The sequence below is a fragment of the Kribbella steppae genome (assembly GCF_004342025.1).
In the GTDB taxonomy this organism is placed as follows: Bacteria; Actinomycetota; Actinomycetes; order Propionibacteriales; family Kribbellaceae; genus Kribbella; species Kribbella steppae.
The window spans coordinates 480195-499940 of the sequence record NZ_SLWN01000006.1 but is presented as its reverse complement, the minus strand read 5'-3'; the positions used below and the strand labels follow the sequence as shown (position 1 = coordinate 499940).

22 protein-coding genes are annotated in these 19746 nt (G+C 65.8%); 7 read left to right on the top strand and 15 right to left on the bottom strand.

Going from position 1 to position 19746, the window contains the following annotated elements; genetic code table 11:
- Positions 1 to 111: 111 nt before the first annotated feature.
- Both EV652_RS20055 and EV652_RS20050 read right to left on the bottom strand, forming a co-directional pair.
- On the bottom strand, positions 112 to 969 hold the full coding sequence (locus tag EV652_RS20055; protein ID WP_132210684.1) for an aminoglycoside phosphotransferase family protein: 858 nt from the start codon (positions 967 to 969) through the stop codon (positions 112 to 114).
- Positions 956 to 1522, bottom strand: a complete 567-nt coding sequence (locus EV652_RS20050; RefSeq protein WP_132210683.1) for a P-loop NTPase family protein — start codon at positions 1520 to 1522, stop codon at positions 956 to 958. Before EV652_RS20050 ends, EV652_RS20055 begins: the two co-directional genes overlap by 14 nt.
- 564 nt (positions 1523 to 2086) lie before the next feature.
- Here EV652_RS20050 and EV652_RS20045 point away from each other — a divergent pair.
- Both EV652_RS20045 and EV652_RS20040 read left to right on the top strand, forming a co-directional pair.
- A complete protein-coding gene (locus tag EV652_RS20045; RefSeq protein ID WP_132210682.1) occupies positions 2087 to 2647 on the top strand; it encodes a dihydrofolate reductase family protein in 561 nt (186 codons plus the stop codon).
- Between the two features lie 88 nt (positions 2648 to 2735).
- Positions 2736 to 3890 carry an epoxide hydrolase family protein gene (locus EV652_RS20040; RefSeq protein ID WP_242001869.1) on the top strand — a complete coding sequence of 385 codons (1155 nt, stop codon included), beginning with the start codon at positions 2736 to 2738 and terminating at the stop codon, positions 3888 to 3890.
- 144 nt (positions 3891 to 4034) lie between these two features.
- Here EV652_RS20040 and EV652_RS20035 read toward each other — a convergent pair whose 3' ends face one another.
- The 7 genes from EV652_RS20035 to EV652_RS20005 all read right to left on the bottom strand — a co-directional run bounded on the left by EV652_RS20035 (position 4035) and on the right by EV652_RS20005 (position 9556).
- Positions 4035 to 4616, bottom strand: a complete 582-nt coding sequence (locus tag EV652_RS20035) for a GNAT family N-acetyltransferase (protein WP_132210681.1) — start codon at positions 4614 to 4616, stop codon at positions 4035 to 4037.
- 240 nt (positions 4617 to 4856) lie between these two features.
- The gene (locus EV652_RS20030) at positions 4857 to 5714 is read right to left on the bottom strand and encodes a phosphotransferase enzyme family protein (protein ID WP_132210680.1); all 858 of its coding nucleotides are present in this window, start codon (positions 5712 to 5714) and stop codon (positions 4857 to 4859) included.
- Positions 5715 to 6023: 309 nt separating this feature from the next.
- The gene (locus EV652_RS20025) at positions 6024 to 7109 is read right to left on the bottom strand and encodes an HAD family hydrolase (protein ID WP_242001868.1); all 1086 of its coding nucleotides are present in this window, start codon (positions 7107 to 7109) and stop codon (positions 6024 to 6026) included.
- Between the two features lie 125 nt (positions 7110 to 7234).
- Positions 7235 to 7744 carry a hypothetical protein gene (locus tag EV652_RS20020; RefSeq protein WP_132210679.1) on the bottom strand — a complete coding sequence of 170 codons (510 nt, stop codon included), beginning with the start codon at positions 7742 to 7744 and terminating at the stop codon, positions 7235 to 7237.
- A gap of 158 nt (positions 7745 to 7902) precedes the next feature.
- A complete protein-coding gene (locus tag EV652_RS20015; protein ID WP_132210678.1) occupies positions 7903 to 8217 on the bottom strand; it encodes a hypothetical protein in 315 nt (104 codons plus the stop codon).
- A 98-nt stretch (positions 8218 to 8315) separates the two neighbouring features.
- Positions 8316 to 8912, bottom strand: a complete 597-nt coding sequence (locus tag EV652_RS20010) for a hypothetical protein (RefSeq protein ID WP_132210677.1) — start codon at positions 8910 to 8912, stop codon at positions 8316 to 8318.
- A gap of 38 nt (positions 8913 to 8950) precedes the next feature.
- A complete protein-coding gene (locus EV652_RS20005; RefSeq protein ID WP_132210676.1) occupies positions 8951 to 9556 on the bottom strand; it encodes a ribonuclease FAU-1 family protein in 606 nt (201 codons plus the stop codon).
- Positions 9557 to 9764: 208 nt separating this feature from the next.
- Here EV652_RS20005 and EV652_RS20000 point away from each other — a divergent pair, with 208 nt between their 5' ends.
- Entirely contained in the window at positions 9765 to 10487 is a 723-nt protein-coding gene (locus EV652_RS20000; protein WP_132210675.1) for a VOC family protein, read from the top strand.
- A gap of 96 nt (positions 10488 to 10583) precedes the next feature.
- Here the strand turns inward: EV652_RS20000 and EV652_RS19995 are convergent, their stop codons facing one another.
- Positions 10584 to 11132 carry a GrpB family protein gene (locus tag EV652_RS19995; RefSeq protein WP_199238281.1) on the bottom strand — a complete coding sequence of 183 codons (549 nt, stop codon included), beginning with the start codon at positions 11130 to 11132 and terminating at the stop codon, positions 10584 to 10586.
- Positions 11133 to 11198: 66 nt separating this feature from the next.
- Between EV652_RS19995 and EV652_RS19990 the strand changes: the two genes are divergently transcribed.
- The 3 genes from EV652_RS19990 to EV652_RS19980 are packed head-to-tail and all read left to right on the top strand — an operon-like array spanning position 11199 to position 13373.
- Positions 11199 to 12062, top strand: coding sequence for a metalloregulator ArsR/SmtB family transcription factor (locus tag EV652_RS19990; protein WP_132210673.1), 864 nt, complete (start codon positions 11199 to 11201; stop codon positions 12060 to 12062).
- A complete protein-coding gene (locus tag EV652_RS19985; RefSeq protein ID WP_132210672.1) occupies positions 12059 to 12658 on the top strand; it encodes a dihydrofolate reductase family protein in 600 nt (199 codons plus the stop codon). Before EV652_RS19990 ends, EV652_RS19985 begins: the two co-directional genes overlap by 4 nt.
- A gap of 13 nt (positions 12659 to 12671) precedes the next feature.
- Entirely contained in the window at positions 12672 to 13373 is a 702-nt protein-coding gene (locus EV652_RS19980; protein WP_132210671.1) for a class I SAM-dependent methyltransferase, read from the top strand.
- On the opposite strand, the gene EV652_RS19975 is transcribed toward EV652_RS19980, so the two are convergent.
- A complete protein-coding gene (locus EV652_RS19975) occupies positions 13370 to 13831 on the bottom strand; it encodes a VOC family protein (RefSeq protein WP_132210670.1) in 462 nt (153 codons plus the stop codon). The two genes, EV652_RS19980 and EV652_RS19975, sit on opposite strands and share 4 nt — an antisense overlap.
- Positions 13832 to 13922: 91 nt before the next feature.
- On the opposite strand from EV652_RS19975, the gene EV652_RS19970 reads away from it, so the two are divergent.
- Positions 13923 to 14912, top strand: coding sequence for a helix-turn-helix transcriptional regulator (locus tag EV652_RS19970; protein WP_132210669.1), 990 nt, complete (start codon positions 13923 to 13925; stop codon positions 14910 to 14912).
- Here EV652_RS19970 and EV652_RS19965 read toward each other — a convergent pair.
- The 4 genes from EV652_RS19965 to EV652_RS19950 all read right to left on the bottom strand — a co-directional run bounded on the left by EV652_RS19965 (position 14907) and on the right by EV652_RS19950 (position 19642).
- Positions 14907 to 15818 (bottom strand): nucleotidyltransferase domain-containing protein, encoded by a 912-nt coding sequence (locus EV652_RS19965; RefSeq protein ID WP_132210668.1) that lies wholly within the window; start codon positions 15816 to 15818, stop codon positions 14907 to 14909. The two genes, EV652_RS19970 and EV652_RS19965, sit on opposite strands and share 6 nt — an antisense overlap.
- 16 nt (positions 15819 to 15834) lie before the next feature.
- Positions 15835 to 16365 carry a dihydrofolate reductase family protein gene (locus EV652_RS19960; RefSeq protein ID WP_132210667.1) on the bottom strand — a complete coding sequence of 177 codons (531 nt, stop codon included), beginning with the start codon at positions 16363 to 16365 and terminating at the stop codon, positions 15835 to 15837.
- Positions 16366 to 16417: 52 nt separating this feature from the next.
- Positions 16418 to 17107, bottom strand: coding sequence for an AraC family transcriptional regulator (locus EV652_RS19955; RefSeq protein ID WP_132210666.1), 690 nt, complete (start codon positions 17105 to 17107; stop codon positions 16418 to 16420).
- Between the two features lie 144 nt (positions 17108 to 17251).
- A complete protein-coding gene (locus tag EV652_RS19950; RefSeq protein WP_132210665.1) occupies positions 17252 to 19642 on the bottom strand; it encodes an ATP-binding cassette domain-containing protein in 2391 nt (796 codons plus the stop codon).
- Between the last annotated feature and the right edge of the window lie 104 nt (positions 19643 to 19746).

Here is a 19746-nt window from a genome sequence, read left to right as displayed (position 1 = left end):
CTGACCCGAAGTGCAAAGTAACGTCGGCTACCCGGCCTTCAACGGCACTTCGAGGCTCGTTGCAGGCTGCGGTGCACCGTTGCTCGGCACGCCATCCAGCGCCAGGGCGCTCTACCAGACGACATCGTCGAGCGCCGGCCATGGCGGACCCTCCCGCAGAACGCGAAGGAACGCCACTCCCGATTCTCTGCCGCTCGGGTGTTGGTCGTTGAGACTCCAGCGATGCGCTGCGACGATCGCGAGTACGACCCCCCTGCACTCGCCGACCAAATCTTTGTCAGCGTCGGGATAGTGCCGGCTGACCTCGCTGGGCACCCAAGCCAGGTCGTACTCGACAGGCCCGCGGGCGGTGTTTTCGAAGTCGATGAAGAGCGGCCCGTTCTTCGTGTTGAGGATGTTCCCCGGGTGCGGCTCGCCGTGCAGCAGCTGTTCGGCGCCGCGCCGGTTGACGATTGATCGCCCCAGATCGCGCAGCGTATTGGCGAGCAGCGCCCGGTCCGTATCCGCGAGATCGGGAGTGACGTCACGGCTGGCAACGTCTCGTTGAGTAGCAGCCACTCGATCCATGAAGTGTGGCGTCGTGACCTCGATCCGCCGCAGGCCGGCATGAAGACGTGCGAGCGCCTGCGCGTACTCGGCCGGCGGAAGCATTCGAGACTGCACAGGTTCGAAGTAGGCCCACAGGGCGATCTTGAACCCGTCATGCACGAAGACGCGTGGTTCGACCCGAGCCTCGAGCGCGGCGACCGGGCTGTCCAACTGCGCTAGCCGTCTCACGAGTTCAACTTCTCGCTCTGCGCTTGCGAAATGCGTCATGGGCGTGACTCGGGCGACGATGTCGCATGGCGTCATGCGGATGACGAGTCGGTTGGAGTCGCTGAGAACGATCGCGTCGTCGACGGCCAAGTCGAGTTCTGAGGCGGTCGACATCGCCGCAGCCACCGCACGCCGCGCCTCAGTTGCTTCCATCTCCGTGTCCCCTCCCCGCGACGTCGACTGACCCGTCGAGGAATTCCCTGATCGCCCGTTTGGACTTGAGCACGTGCCGGGTCGCGTGTTGCCCGTGTCGGGCAATGATCGCTTGCTCGCGTTCGAGTTTCGCGCGCCGGTTCCGCCAGATGACCGGGATGAGGCGCCATTCATCGCGCAACCGTTGCCAGGCCGAGTACTCACATCCTTCAGGCAGCGTGTCCGGCATTCGGCAGCCGCGCAGCAACGCGCGTCCCGCGCACCGCCACCACGGCGTGGCCAGGACCACGACGGTGTCGGCGCGTTCGAGCCGGAGATCGAGCGTCTCGGTGTAGTTGCCATCGGCGATCCACGCGTCACCGGCCAGGAGGCCGCGTTGTTTCTCGCGCCACTCGGCCTCCGACGGTTCGGTCCAGCCCGCCTTCCAGAACTGGAGGTCCAGATGAATGAGCGGCAGGCCGGACTTGACCGCAAGTGCCCGGGAGAACGTGGATTTCCCGGATCCAGCCATCCCGGTGATGACGATGCGGCGTTGAGCTTCGTGGGGGTACATGACACCTTCGCAGGGTCGCAGCGGTGCCAGGTTCGACTACATGAAGGCTGTCTGCGCCGTGGTGTCGAAGCTGGCAAATGACCTTCTGCGACACGGCAGGATCAAGGATGCCCGGCGGAGCTGGCAGCGTTCTCACGACTGCCATGCCCGCCAATTGGCCACAGGGCAAGGCTCCCCGCGATCAGGAAGCTCCCGGCAGCATCGCATTGCTGCAGACCTGCGCAGCACGCGACGACACGTCCGTACCTACCGTGTCAGCGCGTGCCCCGCCGGCCGGGTAGGTCGCGATGCACCCGACCCCAGACGCCATCCGCCATGAGCAGCCTCTCCAACGAAAATTCAAGGAACCGGCCCGCGAACGCCAGCCGTCCATTCAGAGCGATTCTAACCGTCACGCGGACTCGGGGCAGCTACTTTGCCTCCGGGGTCACCATCAGCAGTTCTGGGCCGTCGTACCGACGACACGCATCGATGCTGTCTATGAATCAGCGGAGAGATTGGCATTGGACCGCATGCGTCGGGGGAGTGCACGCTGTGGTGCAGGGACAACCTCGGGAGGCCGTGATGGGCAAGCTGATCTACTCGATGATCACCTCACTGGACGGCTATGTCAGTGACCGGGAAGGAAACTTCGGGTGGGGAGCGCCGGAGGAGGAGTCACACGAGTTCGTCAGCGAACTGAGCCGGGGGATCGGCACGTATCTGTACGGCCGGCGGATGTACGAGACGATGGTCTACTGGGAAACCGCACACACCGTGCCGGACCAGCCGCAGTACATCAAGGACTACGCGAGGATCTGGCAGGCGACCGAGAAGATCGTCTATTCCACGACACTGCGTCAGGTTGCCAGCGAGCGAACCCGGATCGAACGGACCTTCGACCCGGACGCCGTACGCGCGCTGAAAGCTGAGTCGGAGCTGGACATCACGGTCGACGGTCCGCATCTGGCAGCACAGGCGATCCGGGCCGGACTTGTCGACGAGTACCAGCTGTACGTCGGTCCGGCGATCGTTGGCGGCGGCAACAGGTTCTTCCCGGACGGTGTGACCGTGGATCTCGAGCTCCTCGACGAACGCCACTTCACCAACGGCGTCCTCTACCTCCGCTACGCGGTCTCCCGGTAGCGGGTCGCGGAAGGGATCATTGGGAGTACCAACGATTGTGCTATCGTTGGGGGAGCCAACGTTGGTCGTCCAAACATTTGGGCGCCGCATGAATCCCCTGGAGTTCACGACCATGATCACGCCGTTCCGCATCGACATCCCCCAGGCCGACCTCGACGACCTGACCGACCGGCTCGCCCGCACCCGTTGGCCCAACGAGGTGGCCGACGCCGGCTGGGACTACGGATTCCCGCTGGCGCGGCTCAAGGAACTGGCCGAGTTCTGGCGCACCGGCTACGACTGGCGCGAGCACGAGGCCAAGCTCAACGAGCTACCGCATTTCACCACCGAGATCGAGGGCCAGAACATCCACTTCGTCCACGTCCGGTCGTCGAACCCGGACGCGCTGGCGCTGATCCTCACGCACGGCTGGCCTGGTTCGTTCCTGGAGTTCCTCGACATGATCGAGCCGCTGTCGCGCGACTTCCACCTGGTGATCCCGTCCATCCCGGGGTACGGCTTCTCCGGGCCGACCCACGAGCGCGGCTGGGATATCGTCCGGGTCGCGCGCGCCTGGGCCGAGCTGATGCGCCGGCTCGGGTACGAGCGCTACGGCGCACAGGGTGGCGACTTCGGCTCGGGCATCTCGATGGCGCTCGGCGCAGTGGCACCCGGGCAGGTCGTCGGGGTGCACGTCAACTACCTGCCGTCCCGGCCGGTCCCGGACGCCGACATCGAACTGTCCGCGACAGATGAGGCCCGACTGGACAAAGTCAGGCAGCTGATGGCGAATCGTCCGCCGTACCAGGCTCTGCTGGCCGCCACACCACAGACCATCGGCTGCGCACTGACCGACTCGCCGGTCGGCCAGCTGGCCTGGATCGCCGAGCGCTTCGCACAGTGGACGGACCCCAGCTCGCAGATCAGTGACGACCGGATGCTCACCGACATCTCGCTGTACTGGCTGACGGCCACCGCGGCATCCTCGGCCCGGCTGCACCACGATGCTCCACGAGGCATCGAGCCGTGCCCAGTTCCGGTGGGCGTCGCGGTGCTCCCGCATGACATCACCCAGTCGGTGCGACCGCTGGCCGAACGTCTGTTCGACATCAGGCACTGGTCGGAGTTCGAGCGCGGCGGCCACTTCGCCGCAATGGAGGTGCCGGACCTACTCGCCGAGGACATCCGCGACTTCTTCCTCAACCACATCCAGACACCCAGGGGAGCGCTGGAAGCCCCTGCTGAGGCACCCGCGCCGGCGTAAGTTGACATAATGTCGCTTATCGGCGCAGAACTCACGGGAGTCGCAGTAGATGCAAGAACTCCCGCCTGAGCGCGATTGAGAGCTGTTCGTGCAGGTCAGGAGCCGATCGTTGTGAGCTTTCTCAGGTCGGGCGGTTGGGCACGTTCAGGCCGGCTGGATCGTGCGGCGCATGACGGTGTTCTTCATCCCCTTGGAGCGGACGAACCCGAAGCCGGCTTGCTCGTACATCGTGCGTGTGCCGTTGTAGACGAAGGAGTTGCTCATCCTCTTCTCACCGGTCTCGTGCGGGTATCCCTCGACCACACCGCCACCTTGCGCTGCAATCAGATCGAGCGCACCGGCCAGAGCCACCTTGGCGTAGCCCTGTCCGCGGTGGCGCTTGTCGACGAAGATGCAGGTGATGCGGTAGTCGGGAATGACATCGGCCTCGGCGAGGTACTGCTTGCGGTGATGGATGGTCGGCAGCTCATCCGGAGTGCCGTACTCCGCCCACGCGATCGCCTCATCGCCAACCATGACCAGCGCCGCATGAGCCTGTCCGGCCTCGACCAGCCGTTTCTTCAGCGCGCGGTTGCCGTCGTAACCCTGCCCCCGCTCGGCACAGTCGGGGTGGAAGTAGATGCACCAGCACCCACCGAAGATCCCGTTGTGTCGCTCTACCAGGCCGGCGAACGCGTCCCACGTGTGAGCAGCCAACGGCTGAATCGAGTAGCCACTCGTCATCATGCCGCCGATCGTAAGCACGTCGTGCGGACGAATCTACGTCCGCATAGTCGGACCGAACCATGCCGTCGCAACGCCATCGACCATCCGCCAATCCGTTGCGATCTCTGTGTCATACCCGGCACTGTAGAGCCCATTCCGGACGATCTCCTTCCGGATAGTGATCATGTCCCGGCCGGGGGCATTGATGGACGTCGTGACCAATCCCCGCTGAGCGCGTCTCGCGCAACAGTCTTGTGCTGGTCAGGGATCGCAGAATGGTCGGGCGAGCGCGAGGTCGGCGTCGACTCGACGCAACCCGTCGAAGCCCCACGTGTTGACGCCCTCCAGGTCGACCTCGTTGAAGATGCGTACTGCGAGGTCGCGCAGCGAACGGGCGAGCCGGGCGTACTCGAGGTGGGTGAGGTCGAGTCGCTCCGCGCCGTAGGCACGCAGGAAGCGCACAGGGTCAGGCCCGCACAAGGCGGCGAACAAATCGTGCTCGCGCGGCGCCAGCCTCGTGTGACCCCAGTCGAGCAGCGTCGCGACGCGACCGTCCTCGACGAGGACGTTGTGAGGGAACAGGTCGTGGTGGCACACGACGTACGGCACGTCGATCGCGCGGGCCCGGTCGATCACCGCTTCGAGCCGGTCGACGTTGGCCATGAGCTCGCCACGGCGGTCGACAATCCAAGGGTGGTCGTGCCGGTCGCGCAGTACCTCGATGCACCACTCGTCTATCTCGGTGCGGGGCAGGACGAGGTCTGCGATCTCGTGAACGGCGCTCATCGCCCGCGCGATGGCGTCGGCGTCGTTCCACGTTGCCTGGCGGCCATCGACGAACGGGAACAGCGCGTAGCGCCGACCATGGTGCTCAGAGGTGTACGAGCCGTCGAGCGCTCGCTGCGCCGCAGGAACGGGGATGCCCCGAGCCGCCAGCTCAGCGGTCAGCGCCAATGCCGCGTCGCTGTCGGGCTGCTGACGCCAAAGCTTCACGAACCAGCGCCCGTCGGTGAACGCATCCGCTTCGAACCCGCCCGGATGCGGCCGCAGCTCGCCCACCTCGATACCGAAGGCGTCGTGGACGTGAGTCGCCGTCGGCGGGCGTACTTCGCTCCACATAGACCCAGGACACTACAGCCTTGGTGCGCGGCTAACGCCCTCATTTTCCCGCGATCCAGTCGGCTACTCCCCCGCAGCTACTCCCTGTTCTGCTAGCTCAAACCATTCGGGATCTGCCCGTGTGATAGGCAATTCGCCGTGCCTGAACGTACGACGGACGTGCGCGTGGTGGCCGAGATCAACCAATCTGCGCTGGCGCGTGCACTGCCGGCCCGCGAGAATTCCCGCGATGATCCCCGCCCTTCTGCACCTCGCCAACGACCTCGAACGAAGGTGCGCATAGGGACCCGGCTGGTGTGGATGGCGCTACTACCGCCTCGGATTGCTGGCGGTCATGGTTGCGGCTACCCCGTGCTTCGAGAAGAGTTCGAGCAGCAGGTCGTGGCCCTGCGTGAAGTCCCATTGCTCGGCGAGCATCCCGGCCGCCCGGGCACCATCGACGTTGCGTGCGTTGTCATCGATGAACAGGATCGTCTCGATGTCGGCACCGATCCGGCGCGCCGCCTGGGAGAAGAACGCCGGGTCGGGTTTCGCAACACCGAGGTCGTAGGAATAACAACTCACGTCGAACAGATCGTCGTACCCAAGGGCTGTCCGCATGTGAGCGCCACGGTAGCGTTCCTGGTTCGTTCCCAGGTGGACGCCGTATCCGTTCTGCTTGAGTGCTCGCACGATCCCGATCGATTCCTCGATGATCGCGATGTTCTTCCAGACCGCGGCGTACACGTCGGCCACCGGTGTGACCACGCCGTAGTTCTGGAGTGTCGCCGCGAGAACCGGCATGTAGTCGCCGCGGCCGGCGAGCATCGGTAGCTCGTCAGACCAGGTCTTGTGGAGGAACTCACGGGCCCTGTCGCCGAGATACGGCTCCATGGCCGCGTACCAGCCGCCGGGCAGGTCTTGCAGGACGCCGTCGGCATCCAAGAGCACGTGGCGAACGCTGGACTCGGCGACCGCCCGCTTGGAACCCGCCGTCGTCGGCGCCAGCGTGATCCCTGTCGCCAGTGGCGTCGGCTCGCCACGCACGTGTGGGACCACGCCGACTTGGAACTCGTCTTCGTAGATGACTGTGCCGGGTTCGTCCGAGGTCACCCGGTGGTAGGCAACGCCGTGGGCCGTCAGAATCCCACACAGTTCGTTGATGAGCTCCTGCATGTCGGGCCGGATCGGCGGCCTGAACCAGGTCACTGCACCGACACTGTTCCCGTCGGCGTAGAAGTCCGGGTTGGGTAGGTTCTCGTTGAACCAGTCGTCGATGTCGAAGTAGCGCGTCTCTTCGGCCGGAGACAGTCGACCCGCTCGCCGGAGATGATCGACCGCGACAAAGACACCCACTTCGACGCCCAGGCGTCCCCGATACTCGACCTGCATCCGAACGTAGGGGCCATCACTCATGCCGCCGATGATGCCGCACCCGTCCCCGCAAGCGCAGGTCTATTTGCGGCTGGCCTCGAGTCCATCGAGTCGACGCCACTCCCCCGTCAACTCCCGGCGCTGCCGGTTCAAGCGGGCGAGTTGCATCAGCACTTCCAAGGACCCGGTCCAGCGACAGCCCGCACAACGTCCAAATAGCGACGAACCGCATCAGAAGCTGCCTGGTGTCCTTCAACCCGCGAGAGTACGACGGACAGCCCGGCACCGACTCCGACGTCGGAGGGCGCATTCAGCATCGACGCCATCGCCGCGGCCTTCGCCAGATCGCCTCGAGCGACGTGCTTCGCCGCCAACGGAAGCATGGCAAGGGCGAACACGTCGGGGTCCGGTGCAGGCCCCGGCAGACCTCGGCCCACCAGCTCGAGCGTCTCCGACAGGTCGAGGCTCCCAGCTGTGCCGGCACCGGCCAGTAGCCGAGATTCTCGGGGTAGCGGCGCGCCCGACGGCCACCAATACCAGTCGACCCACAGCGGCAGAGGCCCAACGTCGTACATCGCCCCGACATACCCACCGTCGACCGGTCCGTTGTCCGGCATCTCGAGGGTCAGCAGCGTCTCGCCGAGCACACGCTCTCCGCCGACAACGACGATGTCCACATCACTCCACTCATCGTCCCTTCCGGACCCGAGTGAACCAACCAGCCAGACTCCCTCGGCCTGCAACGCCGGCACGGTCTCCGCTAACCATCGTGCCCGCCCACTAGCCAACGCCGCCACCATGCTCCGTGCCTCATCCCGCCTCACGCGACGGCACGCTATCCGGCCTGCTGGCCGAGACACGATTGGTTGCCGCTCACCGTGCGCGCGATGTCGGCCACCTCGCGATATGCCGTGCGGACGTCAGCCACAACCTCGCTGACGCTGCGGTGGAGGTACTCGCCTTTCTCAGCTGCGGCGTCGAAGTCGAATGACTCGAGCTGCGGATGATCCTCGTCGAGGACGCGCCTGATGCGACCGGCATACCATCCCACGGCCTCCCCCACGTGCGCGGCGTACTCGATAGGTGCCCAGACCTCGGCCGCCGGACGTCGTCGTACGCAGTCCGCATCCGCCGCCAGCATGTTCTTCAACACCACCGGGAAGCCGTCACACCTCGCCACGAGCTTCGTCCGATTCCATTCGAAGTTGTAGCCGCACTCGGAGCATCCATCGGAAGCCACACGACAACTTAACCGTCGACGACCTCAGCTGCACTCGTCGACAATGCGGCGAGCGCCACGAGCGCTGGATAGTCCTGCATCGCTGGAAAGTCGCGTCGGTAGTACTCAGACCAGTAGCTGCGGGCACGCTCCCGTGTGAGCGTGATGAACTGGGGATTCTCCCGACCGAATGAGACGAGCAGGGCGAGCAACTCGGCGCCGGCAAGTTCATCGATGGCATCCGCGACGTCGAGAGCGATCTGTACGACGTACTCCCCCAGCAATTGAACGATGTACGGCGCGACGAACGACTCGCGGCAGCTGAGGAGAACCCGTGCAGCCGTCTGTCGAACTCGACCGTCGGAGTGGCGCGAGTACATGCAAGCCAGGACCGGCCGAGCGGCTTCAGGTAGCGCAGCCAGGGCCTGCGTCGTGAGTGTCGGGTTGTACATCCGGTACGGAACTTGGACCGTCTGTCCCTCGACGACGACCGCCGGCCAGTGACGTGAATGGCTCGCATTCACCAACCCCGAATTCTCGAAGTCCGCCGGCGGCAGTTGGATCGCTGCATCCGCGACGCGGTCGGCAACTGCGGCCGGGAACGCATGCGTCCAGTCGAGAGCCATGACGAGATCCTACGGATGTCCAAGCCGCCGTACGTCGCCTACCAGGTTGGTCGTCGGCCAGGTTGAACAGCTGGCACAGAGTCCAACGGGGCCTGCAACACCGGCAACATCGCCTCGGCAGTAGACGGACCGAATGGACAAGCCGAGTGCAAGTATGCGAACAACTGACGACTGTTGATTAGGGCAACTAGCCGATCCAGTCCGGATCTTGCTTGTCTCGCTTCGTTGCGTGAGACAAGCCCGTCGGCTACAGCCTGGTCGAACTCGTCCAGGTCGACGACCTCGTGACGAACCCCGTCCTCCCGAACCAGGACATCCACGAACAGATCAGTCGCATAGACAGCTCCAGGGCCTACCTGCATCGGCGTCGCGATGTCGCAGTTGTAAGCAAAGGATCTGACGATCGTCGGCGAGAGTTCGGGCTCCACGACCGCCCCTGCGCGATCGATGGTCACGTTGACCTTGAACCATTCGTCGCGAAACGCATAGTGACGAAGAACGATCCCGCCCGACTCGGCTTCACTGACGAATACCTCCTCGTCGAAGCGCAACACACCTGCCGGTGGGATCTGAAACTGGCGCACATGTTGTTCGTCGGGATGGAAGTCGAAGTCACTGACGAGACCTGACGGGGGCTCCATCATGTTGCTCCGATCACCTCGTCCTTCGCCGTCCGCGAGTGTCGCACGCAGTCTCCACCACTGATCGACGGTCGGCTGCTGATGGTGCGGTGCGACTCAGCTACCGCTAGAGCATCGCGTATCGAGTTAATCGCGTTGCGTCGCGGGCTCTGGGCGGCTTACGTTGCAGTCGTCGTGGGCCGGACGTGCCCTGATCGGAGATGTGGAGCGGATGACTTCTCAGCTTTTTGCGCTCTCGTTTGATGCGCACGACCCGGTCGGGCTGGCGCGGTTCTGGGGTGGTGTTCTGGGGTGGGAGTTGGCCGACGGTCCGCACGACGACATCGCGCTTCTGCCGAGTGATGACACTGGCTTCCGGCTGCGGTTTCTCCCGAGTCAGGAGGAGAAGACCGGTCAGAATCAGATGCACTTCGATCTGACGAGTCAGTCCCTCGAGGAGCAGCAGCAGACGGTCGCGCGGGCGCTCGAACTCGGCGGCAAGCACATCGACATCGGTCAGCTGCCGGAAGAGCTTCATGTGGTGCTCGCCGACCCTGAAGGCAATGAGTTCTGCGTCATTGAGCCGGGCAACAACTTCCTGGCCGACTGCGGGTTCATCGGGGCGCTCGCGTCCGACGGTTCGCAGGAGGTCGGGTACTTCTGGAGCAAGGCTCTGGACTGGCCGCTGGTCTGGGACCAGGACGAGGAGACCGCGATCCGCTCGCCGCACGGCGGTCCGAAGATTACCTGGGGCGGTCCGCCGGTGGACCCGAAGACAGGGAAGAACCGGCTGCATTTCGACCTCGCGCCACCTGCCGACGGTGATCAGCAAGCGGAGGTCGAGCGTCTCATCTCCCTCGGAGCGACTCGACTCGACATCGGCCAGGGCGATGTCAGCTGGGTGGTCATGGCCGATCCCGACGGTAACGAGTTCTGTGTACTGACTCCCCGCTAGAGCGCCGGCAATCCCACGCCGCGCTACGCAGGTGTGGGCTCTGGGTCGCCCGCCCCTCAACTCCCCCGTTTCCGGAGCCGCGCGACAGCTGTGAGGTCAGGCGTCGCTGGGGCCGGGTTCCCAGCCGGTCCGCTGCGCCCATTCATCCGCTTCCCTGATCATTTCCCAGATGAACGGACCCTTGGCATCCACGTAGGCGGAGCGATCCGTGACGAGCAGATGGGCGACGGAGCGTTTGACCGCCGCGTACGCAGTTGCTCGCTCATGGTGCGCCCGCAGGTAGTCGCGAAAGAGCAGCGCGAACTGCTCATCGAAACTCCCACCGCGCCGGACATGCAGGTGGGTGCGCTTCCGCGGTGGCACCTCCCGGAAGTAGCGCTTGGTCAGCTCCGGGTTGTCCGCTTGCCATTCGAATCCGCAGGACTCGATGGCGGGCCGATAGCCATCAACGGGCTCCAGGCTGGGGACGGAGATCTGGACGTCAACGATCGGCTTGGCGGCCAGCCCGGGAACAGCCGTCGATCCGATGTGGTCGATTCTCAGTGCTGCCGTGCCCAACGCCCGCCGGAGCTCGTTGCCCAACTCCAGGAACTCGGACCTCCAGACCGGGTCGTAGTCCAGGACGAGTTCCTCTGCCGCAGTCACACCGCTGATCATCCCACCCAACTTATTCCTTGACGCGAATATTCTGTGCAGTGAATACTTCTGTCCATGGACGAATTGCTCAGCGCGTTGGCGGATCCGGCTCGGTGGCGGCTGGTGGGGCTGTTGGCAGAGCGGCCTCGGTCGGTCGGCGTACTCGCGCAGCTTGCGGATGCGCGGCAGCCGCAGACGACCAAGCACCTGCAGACCCTCGAGCGGGCAGGCATCGTGACCTCCCAGCGCACCGGACAGCGCCGAATCTATGCGCTTGAGCCCGCTCCCCTACGGGACCTGGCGGCTGCGCTCGCCCAGCTCGCCGACACCGTGGAGCAGGGCGGCGGCTCACGCGAGACCTACGACCGGTACGGGCTCAGCCTCCACGCGGAGCGCCTCGCTGCGGAGGAGTCGGGGTGGGCTGACGGACGCACGTTCGGGTTCCGTCGGTCGCTGGACGCGGACCGCGAGTTGGTTTGGCGGCACCTGACCGAAGGATCGCTGCTCGAGCGATGGTGGACGCCCGACGACCTTCGCGTCTCCGAGCTCGTCTTCGAGGCGCGACCGGGTGGGCGGATCGTCCTCGAGTACCGCGATGCCGAGGATGCCGACGACTCTGATCTGGTGGCCGGACGCGGGGACGGCTCTGTTGACGACGTACGCCCCGGTGAACACCTCTCGTATCACCTCTCCCCCGGACTGCCGGACGGCGGCGTCGCGTTTACCGCGTGCGTCGACTTCGACCTGCGGCCCGCCGACACCGGTACGGACCTCGACGTCCAGTTCCGGATTACCAACAGCACAGTCGACTCCGCGGACGCCGTCGCGGGCATCGAGATCGGCTTCGGCCAGAGCCTCGACAAGCTCGCAGCGGCCCTAGCCGCGGACACCGCCGAGCGCGACACCGAGCACGACACCGATATGAGGAGCCCGAAGTGAGCGAGCAGACCGACGGCCGCAGAGTCGTCACCAACATGAGCCTGTCCATCGACGGCCACTACGCCAAGCCGGACCCGCTGGACATGAGTTGGGTGATGCCGTACGCCGTCACCGACGTCGCCCGCGACCACCTGACCAGCCTCTGGGAACCGGCCACGACCGCGCTGCTCGGGCGGGTGAACGCCGAAGGATTCCTTGGTTTCTGGCCCACCGTCATCGGCATGGACGGCGCCGACCCGCGTGACGAGAGATTCGCGCAGTGGCTCGTCGACACCGACAAAGTGGTCCTGTCCTCCACCCTCGACGAAGCGCCGTGGGAGCGTACGTCGATTGTCGACAATCCAACTGCCGACGTGGTCGCGGACCTCAAGGCGACCGGGAGCGGCGACATCCTCGTCCTCTCCAGCGCAAGCGTCATCAAGGCCCTGCTCGCGGCCGACCTGGTCGACCGCCTGGCCCTGACGATCTTCCCGATCTTCCTCGGCGCCGGTCCCCGCCTCTTCGACGACGGCCTCCCCACCGCCCAATGGAGCCTCACCACCCAGACCGCAGGCGAGCACGGAACGCTGTCCCTCATCTACGACCGAGTCCGCTGACGTGGCTGGCCGTATGCACACCGTGGAGCAGTTGTTCGCGCTGCTCGACGAGCTGGTGGAAGGCAGTGAGCGTGGGGATCGGACGGCCGGAGCGGCAGCCGAGTTCTGGGCTGAGTTGCTGACGAGGCCGGGGCATCCGCTGGCTACTCAGTTGCCGGATGAGGCGCTGGTTGATTGGTACGAGCGTGGCCTTCTGGGGAGCCTGGACGGAGCCCGAGTGCTGGATATCGGGTGTGGTGCCGGACGCAACAGCAGGTGGTTCGCGGAGCAGGGCGCCACGGTGGAGGGCATCGACCTGGCGGCAGGCTTGCTGGAGCAGGTGCGGGCGACCATGCCGGAGTCGGTGACGCTGACTGCGGCCGACGTACTGCGTGACCCTCTGCCGGCCGGGCAGTTCGACCTGGTCTACGACTCCGGCTGCTTCCACCACATCGCTCCGCACCGTCGCGTCACCTATCTCGAACGGGTGTTGCCGATGATCGGTCAGCGGTTCGCGATCGTCACGTTCGCGGCCGAGCGGATGGAGACGCCGGGCGACGACCAGATCGTCAGGACCGGCGATACGGAAGGCGGTATGGCGTTCTCACTCGACGACCTCGCCGAGATCTTCGCCCCGCTCGACCTCATCGAACTCCGCGCGGTTCGCTCTGATCGCGAAGACGCTTTCGGGCCCGACTTCCTGAACGCCGGCCTGTTCGCCCGGCGAGTCGGTTAGTCCAGGCAGAACTCGTTGCCCTCGGGGTCGGTCATCGTGATGGTGCCGAAGGCCATGGGTGGGGCGGGATCGAAGCGGCGTACGCGCTTCGCTCCCAGCGCGACGAGTCGATCGCACTCGGCCTCGAGCGCCGCCATCCGCTCGTCTCCCTGTAGTCCGGGGGCCGCACGGACATCGAGGTGGACGCGGTTCTTGGCGACCTTGTCTTCCGGCACCTGCTGGAAGAACACCCGCGGGCCCTCCCCGTCCGGGTCCTCGATGGCTGATCTCGAGTTGCGCTCCTCCTCCGGTGCGCCGATCTGCTCGAGGAACTCGTCCCACGCGTCCAGCGGGTCGGTGCCCTCCGGCACCTCGACGCCGGGCGGGCCGGGGTGGACGTAGCCCAGCACGTCGCGCCAGAAGTACGACAGCGCTCGCGGGTCGTGGGCGTCGAAGGTGACCTGGATCTGCCGGCTCATCGGAGTGCTCCATTCGTCCTCGGGTTCGTTACGACCACTCTCGCACCCCTAGCGGACAGACTCGGTCCGCTATCTCTGGCAGGCTGGTCGCATGGGCGGTGATGAGCGGGGTACGACGGAGCGGGTCCTCACCCTGCTCGGCCTCCTGCAGCAGCGCCAGGTCTGGACCGGCCCCGAACTCGCCGACCGGCTCGGCGTCACGCCACGCACGGTACGGCGGGACGTCGAGCGTCTTCGCACACTCGGCTACCCGGTGCACGCCAGCCAGGGCGTCGGCGGCGGGTACCAACTCGGCCCGGGTCAGGATCTGCCGCCGCTGCTTCTCGACGACGAAGAGGCGATCGCCACGGCGGTCTCGCTGCTCGCCGGCGCAGGTGGCGCGGTGGCCGGGGCCGGCGATGCCGCGGTGCGGGCGCTGACCAAGCTCGACCGGGTGCTGCCCATCCGGCTGCGGAGCTTGGTGCGCGCGCTCTCCGGCTCGGTGGAGTCCATGAGCGGAAGCCGTACGACGATCGACCCCGACGTACTCATGACGCTGGTCAGAGCCTGCCGCGACGAGGTAGAAGCTGACTTCGACTACCCGTCCGGGAGCGAGGTACGACGGCGCCGGGTCGAGCCGTATCGCCTGGTCGCCTCGGACCGGCGCTGGTACCTCTTCTCCTACGACCTTGATCGCGACGACTGGCGGAGCTTCCGCGTCGACCGAATGAGCGAGGTAGCTGCCCGGACCTGGCGCTTCCGGCCGCGCGAGGCGCCCGATGCGGCGACGTTCGTGCAGGAGGGTGTGGCGAGTCGGGTATACCCGCACCAGGCACGCTTCCTCGTGCAAGCCCCGGCCGAGACGGTGCGTGCGCAGATTCCGGCGTCGGCGGCCGTCGTACAGCCGCGTGGGAGTGAGCACTGCGAGGTGCTGAGCGGGGCCGGCAGTCTCGACTTCGCGCTCATGCATGTGCTCCTGCTGGGGCACGACTTCGAGGTGCTCGACCCTCCGGAACTCAGGAGTCGCTGTCGAGTGCTGGCGGATCGACTGCTGTCGGCCGGTGCAACGGACTCACCGGACCCGGCCCGGAAGGAGTCATGAGGGGAAGACGACCTGCGTCAATCGCTGGGACGCGAGTTGCTGTCGGTCAGAGTCGCCAGATGCGAATTCGGCGAGCTGATACTCCCGATACAGCTCGAGGAAGTGGTTCTGGAAGTCCAGTGTGCGGTGGCACAGGTCGCGGAGGGTCTGCCTGTCGGCAGCGCGCGACGGAAGCTGGTAGTGCCAGCGGTTGCGACACAGGTCGTGCACCTGGGTGACCAGGTCGGTCCATTGGTCGGCGACGTGCTTCTGGTAGAGCTCGACGCATGCTGCTTTGTCCCTGACGTACTGGCCGCTGTGGAGCGCGATGATCGCCGTGGCTGTCCAGCCGACCGTTGCGATGAGCAACTTGGTGCTGGGCTGATCGGCGCCGTCCGTGCACTGGTCGAAGCCGAAGAACGGGCCGTCAGGATCGATGTGGTCGAGTGGATAGACGAGTGGGCCGTTGTGACGCTGGACCGGAAAGGTGTAGCTCAGGTACGGCGTGTGTACGACGGAGCGGACGTAGGTGTCGGCGTCGAACGACGGGAGGTCCGGGCGGATGTCCTCGCCGTACAGGAGTCGCGTGGCGAGCTTGAGGTTCAGGGCAGCGCCGACGCCGTCGGGTTGGCGAAGACCACGTTCGCCGACCAGGATCACCTCCAGCAGCATCGGTGTGAGCCGGGCACAGTGGTTGCTCAGGGCCCGGGCTCGGTCAAACTCGGCGCCGTCGGTGAAGCGGTCTTTGAACACGATGAACAGGTCGAGGTCACTGCCGTCAATGCTGGTGCCGCTGGCATGACTGCCACGCAGATAGAAGCCGCGCACCCTGCCGGGAAAGGCCGTCTCGAAGATGCCGATCACGCCCTGAGCGATCCGGTCGCACTCTCGATCCCCCGTCGACTCGATCAGCTCAGGCTCAGCCACTCGTCAACCTTACGTTTCAAGGTGTGTACGTGAGGACTACGACGCCGTTACCGACCTTGGTTACTTCGGCCAGGTTGAGGTGGGTTGTCGGGAGCTCGGGGAGCAGAGTGTCGCCGGAGCCGGCGATGAAGGGGAAGAGCCAGAGGTGGAGTTCGTCGAGGTGGCCGGCTTCCAGGAGCGCACGGCTGAAAGAGCCGGTGCCGTACTTGAGTAGCGTGCCTTCGCGAGAGGCTTTGAGTTCGGCAACCGCGTCCACGGCGTCGCCGGGCAGGATCTCGGCGTTCCAGGTCGCGTCGGTCAGCGTGCGTGAGGCGACGTACTTCGGCAGCGGGTTGAGCTTCTCGGCCAGTACGCCGGTCCGGCTCGGCCAGGAGCCGGCAAAGGCCTCGTAGGTTGCCCGTCCGAGCAGCAGTGCATCGGCGGAGTCGAGCAGCTTCCCGGCGTACTCGACGTGGTTGTCATCCTGGAAGCTCATCTGAGCGCCCCAGAAACTCTCGCCGGAAACCATCCCGTCAAGGGAGATGTACGTCGATTCGATCAGCTTCATGGCGGGGAACGTACCGACCGTGGTCAGCGCCTGTCTTGTACCGAAACGCAGGTCACAAGCCCAGGACCACGCTCCCCCGCGCTACCTCTGCCGGGGTGTGACCGATCAACCGGCGCAACTGCCGGGTCAGGTGCGCCTGGTCGTAGTACCCCGCATCTGAGACAACGTCCGCGATCGCCGCACCCGCGCGCAACAGCTGCACCGCGTGCCTCGCTCGCTCGATCAGTTGCAGCGTTCGCCGCGGTACGCCGACCGCGCGCACGAACCGGCTCTGCGCCGTTCGTTCCGGCAGACCGCGTACGGCGACATCGTGCCGCAACTCGTCGATCAGCGGATCGAAGACCAGCAGACCGGCGCGCTCGAGACGGTCGACGAAGACGTCGAGGTTCTGCGGGGTCGGCATCTCCCAGGCCAGTCCGTCCAGCAGAATCCGGCCGTCCGGCAGGGACGGCAGCACCGCGTCCTGGAAATCGATCAGCCGGCTGGGCAGGAACATCGGCAGGTACGCCCCCAGGCGGAAGTCAGCACCGAAGTACTCCGAGTCAGCCGAGCAGATCGCTGGAGTCGCCTTCGTCGCCGGCCCGCGAAGGTGCACCGCCCAGCGCCCGCCGATCCGCGCACACCCGATCCCCGGACCGACCGCGGCGAGCGAACTGAAGGCGGTCGGACTGTCGCATTCCGCAGTCCAGATCCGAGCCAGCGGCCCGTCCGGCACGCTGACGATCCGACTGCTTAGCCCCATGCCCGCCAGTGAACCAGAAACCCAGCCCGGTAGTCGGCTGGAAGCGTGCTGTGGAGCTGCCAGCTCAGGTCGGCGCCGATCGCATTGGTTGTTGTGGTCATGCCGACCATGCTGGGAGGTTGACCCTGCGTCAGGGTCAACCTCTTACGCGACGTACGACGCCAGGTGTTCGCCAGTGAGGGTGGACTTGGCGGCGACGAGGTCGGCCGGGGTGCCTTCGAAGACGACGTGGCCGCCGTCGTGCCCGGCGCCCGGGCCGAGGTCGATGATCCAGTCGGCGTGCGCCATGACGGCCTGGTGGTGCTCGATGACGATGACCGACTTGCCGGAATCGACCAACCGGTCGAGCAGACCGAGCAGTTGCTCGACGTCGGCGAGGTGGAGGCCGGTGGTCGGCTCGTCGAGGATGTAGGTGTCACCCTTCTCGGCCATCTGAGTGGCCAGCTTCAACCGCTGCCGCTCACCACCGGACAGCGTGGTCAAGGGCTGGCCGAGCGTGAGGTAACCGAGCCCGACGTCAGCCATCCGGTCGAGGATCTTGTGGGCGGCCGGCGTACGAGCCTCGCCGTCCTCGAAGAACTCCTCGGCCTCGCTCACGGACATCGCGAGTACTTCGGCGATGTTCCGGCCGCCGAACGTGTACTCGAGCACCGACGCCTGGAACCGCCTGCCTTCGCACTCCTCACAGGTCGACTCGACGGTCGCCATCACACCCAGGTCGGTGTAGATGATGCCAGCGCCGTTGCAGGTCGGGCAGGCACCCTCGGAGTTGGAGCTGAACAGGGCCGGCTTCACGCCGTTGGCCTTGGCGAACGCCTTACGGATCGGGTCGAGCAGTCCGGTGTACGTCGCTGGGTTGCTTCGACGCGAGCCACGAATCGCAGCCTGGTCGATCACCACGACGCCTTCGCGGTCGGCCACCGAGCCGTGGATCAGCGAGCTCTTGCCGGAGCCGGCGACACCCGTGATGACGCAGAGCATTCCGAGCGGGATGTCGACGTTCACGTTCTGCAGGTTGTTCGTCGACGCGCCGCGGACCTCGAGCTGGCCGTCGGACGAACGGACCGATTCCTTGAGCTTCGCGCGGTCGTCGATGTGGCGGCCGGTGGTGGTGTCACTCTTCCGCAGTCCGTCGACGGTGCCCTCGAAGCAGACCGTGCCGCCGGCCGCGCCGGCGCCCGGGCCGAGGTCGACGACGTGGTCGCCGATCGCGATCGTCTCCGGCTTGTGCTCGACGACCAGCACGGTGTTGCCCTTGTCGCGCAGCTGCAGCAGCAGCTTGTTCATCCGCTCGATGTCGTGCGGGTGCAGGCCGATCGTCGGCTCGTCGAAGACATAGGTGACGTCGGTGAGCGACGAGCCGAGATGACGGATCATCTTGGTGCGCTGCGCCTCTCCCCCGGACAGCGTGCCGGCCGGCCGGTCGAGCGAGAGGTAGCCGAGGCCGATCTCCGCGAACGAGTCGAGCAGGTGCTGCAGGCCGGCGAGCAGCGGGGCCACCGACGGCTCGTCGAGATCGCGGATCCATTCGGCGAGGTCGCTGATCTGCAGCTTGCTGAGATCGGCGATGTTCTTGCCCTTGATCTTCGACGCGAGCGCTTCCTTGCTGAGCCGGGTGCCGTCACAGTCCGGGCAGGTCTGGAACGTCACTGCCCGCTCGACGAAGGCGCGGATGTGCGGCTGCATCGCGTCGACGTCCTTGGACAGGAACGACTTCTGGATCTGCGGGATCAGGCCCGAGTAGGTCAGGTTGATGCCCTCGACCTTGATCTTGGTCGGCTCCCGGTAGAGCAGGTCGTGCAGTTCCTTCTTGGTGTACTTCTTGATCGGCTTGTCCGGGTTGAAGTATCCGCAGCCACGGAAGATCCGGCCGTACCAGCCCTCCATGCTGTAGCCGGGGATCGTCAGCGCGCCCTCGTTCAGCGACTTGCTGTCGTCGTACAGCGCGGTCAGGTCGAAGTCGGTGACCGCACCCATGCCCTCACACCGCGGGCACATACCGCCGTGGTAGACCGCGTTGCGCACCACGGTCTTCTCGCCGTGGCCCTTGTCGGCGACCATCGAGCCGGTCGCCGTACGCTTCGGGACGTTGAACGAGTAGGCCGTCGGCGGGCCGATGTGCGGCTTGGCGAGCCGGCTGAACAGGATCCGCAGCATCGCGCTGGCGTCGGTGGCGGTGCCCACGGTCGAGCGGGGGTTCGCGCCCATCCGCTCCTGGTCCACGATGATGGCCGTGGTCAGACCGTCCAGCATGTCGACCTCGGGGCGCGACAGATTCGGCATGAAGCCCTGCAGGAACGCGCTGTAGGTCTCGTTGATCATCCGCTGCGACTCCGCGGCGATCGTGCCGAACACCAGCGAGCTCTTCCCCGAGCCGGACACCCCGGTGAACACCGTCAGCCGGCGCTTGGGGATCTCGATGCTGATGTCCTTGAGGTTGTTCTCGCGCGCACCCTGGACGCGGATCAGGTCGTGGCTGTCGGCGGCGTGCGGCGCAGGCGACGATGCCGTCTTCCTCGTGGCCTTGGTCGTCATCGTGGGTCTCCATCTGTGGGGCGGGGACCGCGTGTCTGGCCCCCCATCGGCGCGTGGCTCGATTTAACCAGCTTCGCGGCGTTCTTCCGGCTCGCCGAGGTCGG

What these genes read in the sequence shown, in the direction of transcription:
- EV652_RS20055 (WP_132210684.1), bottom strand. Translation starts at nt 969, where the DNA reads ATGGAAGCAACTGAGGCGCGGCGTGCGGTGGCTGCGGCGATGTCGACC.
- EV652_RS20050 (WP_132210683.1), bottom strand. Translation starts at nt 1,522, where the DNA reads ATGTACCCCCACGAAGCTCAACGCCGCATCGTCATCACCGGGATGGCT.
- EV652_RS20045 (WP_132210682.1), top strand. Translation starts at nt 2,087, where the DNA reads ATGGGCAAGCTGATCTACTCGATGATCACCTCACTGGACGGCTATGTC.
- EV652_RS20040 (WP_242001869.1), top strand. Translation starts at nt 2,736, where the DNA reads ATGAATCCCCTGGAGTTCACGACCATGATCACGCCGTTCCGCATCGAC.
- EV652_RS20035 (WP_132210681.1), bottom strand. Translation starts at nt 4,616, where the DNA reads ATGATGACGAGTGGCTACTCGATTCAGCCGTTGGCTGCTCACACGTGG.
- EV652_RS20030 (WP_132210680.1), bottom strand. Translation starts at nt 5,714, where the DNA reads ATGTGGAGCGAAGTACGCCCGCCGACGGCGACTCACGTCCACGACGCC.
- EV652_RS20025 (WP_242001868.1), bottom strand. Translation starts at nt 7,109, where the DNA reads ATGAGTGATGGCCCCTACGTTCGGATGCAGGTCGAGTATCGGGGACGC.
- EV652_RS20010 (WP_132210677.1), bottom strand. Translation starts at nt 8,912, where the DNA reads ATGGCTCTCGACTGGACGCATGCGTTCCCGGCCGCAGTTGCCGACCGC.
- EV652_RS20005 (WP_132210676.1), bottom strand. Translation starts at nt 9,556, where the DNA reads ATGATGGAGCCCCCGTCAGGTCTCGTCAGTGACTTCGACTTCCATCCC.
- EV652_RS20000 (WP_132210675.1), top strand. Translation starts at nt 9,765, where the DNA reads ATGACTTCTCAGCTTTTTGCGCTCTCGTTTGATGCGCACGACCCGGTC.
- EV652_RS19990 (WP_132210673.1), top strand. Translation starts at nt 11,199, where the DNA reads ATGGACGAATTGCTCAGCGCGTTGGCGGATCCGGCTCGGTGGCGGCTG.
- EV652_RS19980 (WP_132210671.1), top strand. Translation starts at nt 12,672, where the DNA reads ATGCACACCGTGGAGCAGTTGTTCGCGCTGCTCGACGAGCTGGTGGAA.
- EV652_RS19975 (WP_132210670.1), bottom strand. Translation starts at nt 13,831, where the DNA reads ATGAGCCGGCAGATCCAGGTCACCTTCGACGCCCACGACCCGCGAGCG.
- EV652_RS19970 (WP_132210669.1), top strand. Translation starts at nt 13,923, where the DNA reads ATGGGCGGTGATGAGCGGGGTACGACGGAGCGGGTCCTCACCCTGCTC.
- EV652_RS19960 (WP_132210667.1), bottom strand. Translation starts at nt 16,365, where the DNA reads ATGAAGCTGATCGAATCGACGTACATCTCCCTTGACGGGATGGTTTCC.
- EV652_RS19955 (WP_132210666.1), bottom strand. Translation starts at nt 17,107, where the DNA reads ATGGGGCTAAGCAGTCGGATCGTCAGCGTGCCGGACGGGCCGCTGGCT.
- EV652_RS19950 (WP_132210665.1), bottom strand. Translation starts at nt 19,642, where the DNA reads ATGACGACCAAGGCCACGAGGAAGACGGCATCGTCGCCTGCGCCGCAC.